Here is a 3,476-nt window from a genome sequence, read left to right as displayed (position 1 = left end):
CTTTAAACTTCTGTTATATTCTTTCCAGTTGCAAACTTTTTGTAGCTTTGACATACACACTTGTGGTTAAGTTTTTTGTCGATTTACTACTTTTCTTAGTTCGCAGCTACTTTTTTTTATATCTACGCAACAAGGTCTTGCAGGAATGACGGTTTTGGTATCTTGCCCGCTCACAATGACGATTTAAGTATCTAAGCAAGTCCTTATCGTGAGAATTATCTTACTACCCTGCTTCAACGGCTTGTTGTTCACCTTCAGCTTCAGTTTTTGCTCCTCTACGTCCTATAATAGTTGCAAGAATAAATTCTTTTTTAGTAGTAAAACTACATCCTTTCGGTAATTCTATTTTTGAGGATTTTAGCGAAGTAGCAATAGGCATATTAGTAACGTCGATAGTTACGTTTCTTGGGATGTTATTAACATCACATAATAAAGTAACTCTTCTTTTTACTATATTAAAATATCCGCCTCTTTTAACGCCTAAAGCTCTTTCTTTCCCTTCATATACTACAGGTACTTCCATTTTTTGAGTTTTCTCTTCTAAAAAGACAAAATCAACATGGCGAACTATATCCGTAACGGGATGTAATTCCACCGCTTTCGGTAATACTTTATATTTTTTCTTATCGATCGTTAAATTAATTAACTGAGAGATAAATGCCGGCTTTCTATAATATTTAGTTATTTCCTTTTCTTCCAAAGCAATACTAACAGGGGTTTTACCCGCTCCGTAAACAATAGCCGGAACACACCCTTCTCTTCTTAATGCTCTTGCCGCTCCCGTACCGAATTCCGTGCGGGATTTCGCTTCGAGTTCTAATATTTCGCTCATTATTTCAACACTTTAAACTTAAAAAAGATTATAATAGCTTCAATTAATATAAAATTCAAGTACTTTTAGGATACTATATAACTTAACTAATAATTTTCAGAGAGACGAGGTTTAATTTGGAGGAGAGCAAGGCGTTTTATATTTTTTGACCGCAGCGTAGATAAGCTACGTGAGGAACAAAAAATATAAAACGACGATGCTAGTTTTTCAAATTAAACGAGTATCTCACTCAATACCTAAAAATTTATGAGTCTGCAACGATAACCTAGCACCGCTTTCTAGGACTAATTTTACTACTAACTCATTATTTTCGGCATTAAGTCTTTGGTCGTTTTGATCCATAGGCTGAATAAAAACCGGTATATTATAAGAGGTTTGCCCTATTTCCGGTATGATGCTATATTCTAAAATATTTTTAGCAACAATAAATTTCACTGCACTAATTTTAGGTAATAAATCTTCCCTTATTTTACTATAACCGTTTTTACCGGCTTTCGGCGAACAAATTATAGACACTTCATTCGGCAAAGAGCGATATAACGTACCGTTAGTCTCTATTTGAACCTTAAAATCTCGGGCTAATAACTTCTGACATAATAATTCTATAGGTTGACGCATCGGCTCGCCGCCGGTTATTACTACCAAATTAATTGATTTTTCATTTTTAGAATTTAATGCTAAACTTTCTATTTTATTTAAAATCTCGGCTATATCTACTAACTCAAAATCTTCAAACTCCGTATCGCAAAAATTACAAGCAAGATTACACCCTCCAAGCCTAATAAAGATGGCGGGGTAACCTACAAAAATACCCTCCCCTTGTATAGTCTTAAAAATGGACTGTACCTCTAGCTTAGTACCGTCACCGCTTAATATGTTTCTTTTAGGATTTTGTCCAAACATTTTTTAATAATTTATTTATTGGTTAAGCACATTATAATACATTTTTATAAAAAAATCTTGCAATAACTAATAAAAAAAACTATTATCTAGTTTTCTATCTGTACGTGGCTTTGGTATGCCTAATTACAGTTTAAATCTTAGTAAATACCAATTTAAAGGAATAATCATGCCTAAATTAAAAACAAAATCTGCTGTAAAAAAGCGTTTTAAACTTACTGCTACCGGTAAGGTTATCGCATCTCAAGCAGGTAAAAAACATTTTATGCGTCGTCGTACTAAAGCTCAAATTCGTAACCTTAGAGGAACTACAATACTGTGTCCTCAAGACGGATATAATATTAAAAAATATTTTCTACCATACGGTATAAATTAATTTAATTAGGAGCCACAGCAATGACACGTGCAAAATCAGGAAAAATTTCCAAAAATCGACATAAAAAAATCCTCAAATTAGCCAAAGGCTATAGAGGTAGAGCTAATAGCTGTTTTAGAGTAGCCATTGAAAAAGTAGAAAAAGCCCTTCAATATGCTTACAGAGACCGTAGAAATCGTAAGCGTGATTTCAGAGGGTTATGGATTCAAAGAATAAATGCGGCAGCAAGGAAGCATGGGCTTGTTTACTCTCAATTTATGGGAGCTCTTAAAAAAGCAGAAATCGATATAGATCGTAAAGTACTTGCAGAACTTGCCGTCAATAACAGTGATGGATTCGCAAGTATCGTAGAGCAAGCAAAAACACATATTTAAGTATAAATAGTAAACGTCATTGCGAGCGACTGAAAGAAGCGTGGCAATCTCATGAAATAGTATAAAACCCTGAGATTGCTTCGTCAAAACTTACAGTTTTTCCTCGCAATGACATTTATTTTGTTACAAGTAATTAATTTTCGTTCGGTATAAATATTATGAAACGTACATTTCAACCTAGCAATTTAGTTAGAAAAAGAAGACATGGCTTTAGATCTAGAATGGCTACTCCAACCGGAAGAGCAATTTTAAGAAAACGTCGTGCTAAAGGTAGACATAAATTATCTGTTTAAAATAATCTGACTTATCAAATTGTCTATTACCTCTTTAAAAAATCAAAAAGAATTTGATCTTATAAATAAGCTTGGAAAGAAGTTCCATGAGAGATATTTTATTTTGGTAATAGCCAAAAAACTTCCAAAAATCTTCCTTGAATCAAAATATAACACCTTTTTAGGAATCAAAGTTAGCAAAAAGCTAAATAAAAAAGCTGTGGTTCGCAACAAAATTAAAAGGCGTATAAGACATCTGATTAGAATTATTGTTAGCGATTCTAAGCTTAATGCTATAAAATTCGCAATGATTATTATTCCAAGAAAAGGGTTTGAAGAGATAAACTTCTCACACTTGAATTTTGAATTAAGTAAAATAATGCTAAGAAATATTTAGATTTTATTGAATGGCTTAACATCGCCCGACATGGAGCGGTTTTTCCGTCATTGCGAGGAGGTATCACCCGTGTGAACCGAAAAATCCGTTCGGTGTCATACCGTGACTTGACCATGGTATCCAAAACACAATAAAAATACTAATAATTTTAGTATTTTTAACTGGATCCCGCTACAAGTTCGCGGGATGGACAGAAACGAAATTGAGCCACGCAACAAAGCCGCGACTAAAGGCTTTGTTGCATGGCTCAATAATCGTTATTGCGAGTGGGCATTGTTGCGTGGACCTGCTTTTCCGTCATTACGAGAAGAATTACGTAGTAATT

General features: G+C 33.9%; 6 protein-coding genes. 4 read left to right on the top strand and 2 right to left on the bottom strand.

What is annotated here, in order from left to right; genetic code table 11:
- Positions 1-223: 223 nt before the first annotated feature.
- Together KYQ89_RS05575 and KYQ89_RS05570 are read right to left on the bottom strand one after the other, a co-directional pair.
- Entirely contained in the window at positions 224-832 is a 609-nt protein-coding gene (locus KYQ89_RS05575; protein WP_218460761.1) for a 50S ribosomal protein L25/general stress protein Ctc, read from the bottom strand.
- Between the two features lie 225 nt (positions 833-1,057).
- Positions 1,058-1,735, bottom strand: a complete 678-nt coding sequence (locus KYQ89_RS05570; RefSeq protein ID WP_218460760.1) for a 7-carboxy-7-deazaguanine synthase QueE — start codon at positions 1,733-1,735, stop codon at positions 1,058-1,060.
- 166 nt (positions 1,736-1,901) lie between these two features.
- Here KYQ89_RS05570 and rpmI point away from each other — a divergent pair, with 166 nt between their 5' ends.
- The 4 genes from rpmI to rnpA all read left to right on the top strand — a co-directional run bounded on the left by rpmI (position 1,902) and on the right by rnpA (position 3,151).
- Positions 1,902-2,108 carry a 50S ribosomal protein L35 gene (rpmI, locus tag KYQ89_RS05565; protein WP_202068800.1) on the top strand — a complete coding sequence of 69 codons (207 nt, stop codon included), beginning with the start codon at positions 1,902-1,904 and terminating at the stop codon, positions 2,106-2,108.
- Positions 2,109-2,128: 20 nt separating this feature from the next.
- A complete protein-coding gene (gene rplT, locus KYQ89_RS05560) occupies positions 2,129-2,482 on the top strand; it encodes a 50S ribosomal protein L20 (protein ID WP_218460759.1) in 354 nt (117 codons plus the stop codon).
- A gap of 158 nt (positions 2,483-2,640) precedes the next feature.
- On the top strand, positions 2,641-2,775 hold the full coding sequence (gene rpmH / locus KYQ89_RS05555) for a 50S ribosomal protein L34 (RefSeq protein ID WP_218460758.1): 135 nt from the start codon (positions 2,641-2,643) through the stop codon (positions 2,773-2,775).
- Positions 2,776-2,794: 19 nt separating this feature from the next.
- Positions 2,795-3,151, top strand: a complete 357-nt coding sequence (rnpA, locus tag KYQ89_RS05550; RefSeq protein ID WP_218460757.1) for a ribonuclease P protein component — start codon at positions 2,795-2,797, stop codon at positions 3,149-3,151.
- The last annotated feature ends 325 nt before the right edge of the window (positions 3,152-3,476 follow it).

Origin of the sequence: Rickettsia sp. TH2014 (assembly GCF_019249195.1) — a bacterium.
In the GTDB taxonomy this organism is placed as follows: domain Bacteria; phylum Pseudomonadota; class Alphaproteobacteria; order Rickettsiales; family Rickettsiaceae; genus Rickettsia; species Rickettsia felis.
Note: the sequence above shows the minus strand (reverse complement) of the source record. Positions and strands in the feature narration are given on the sequence as shown.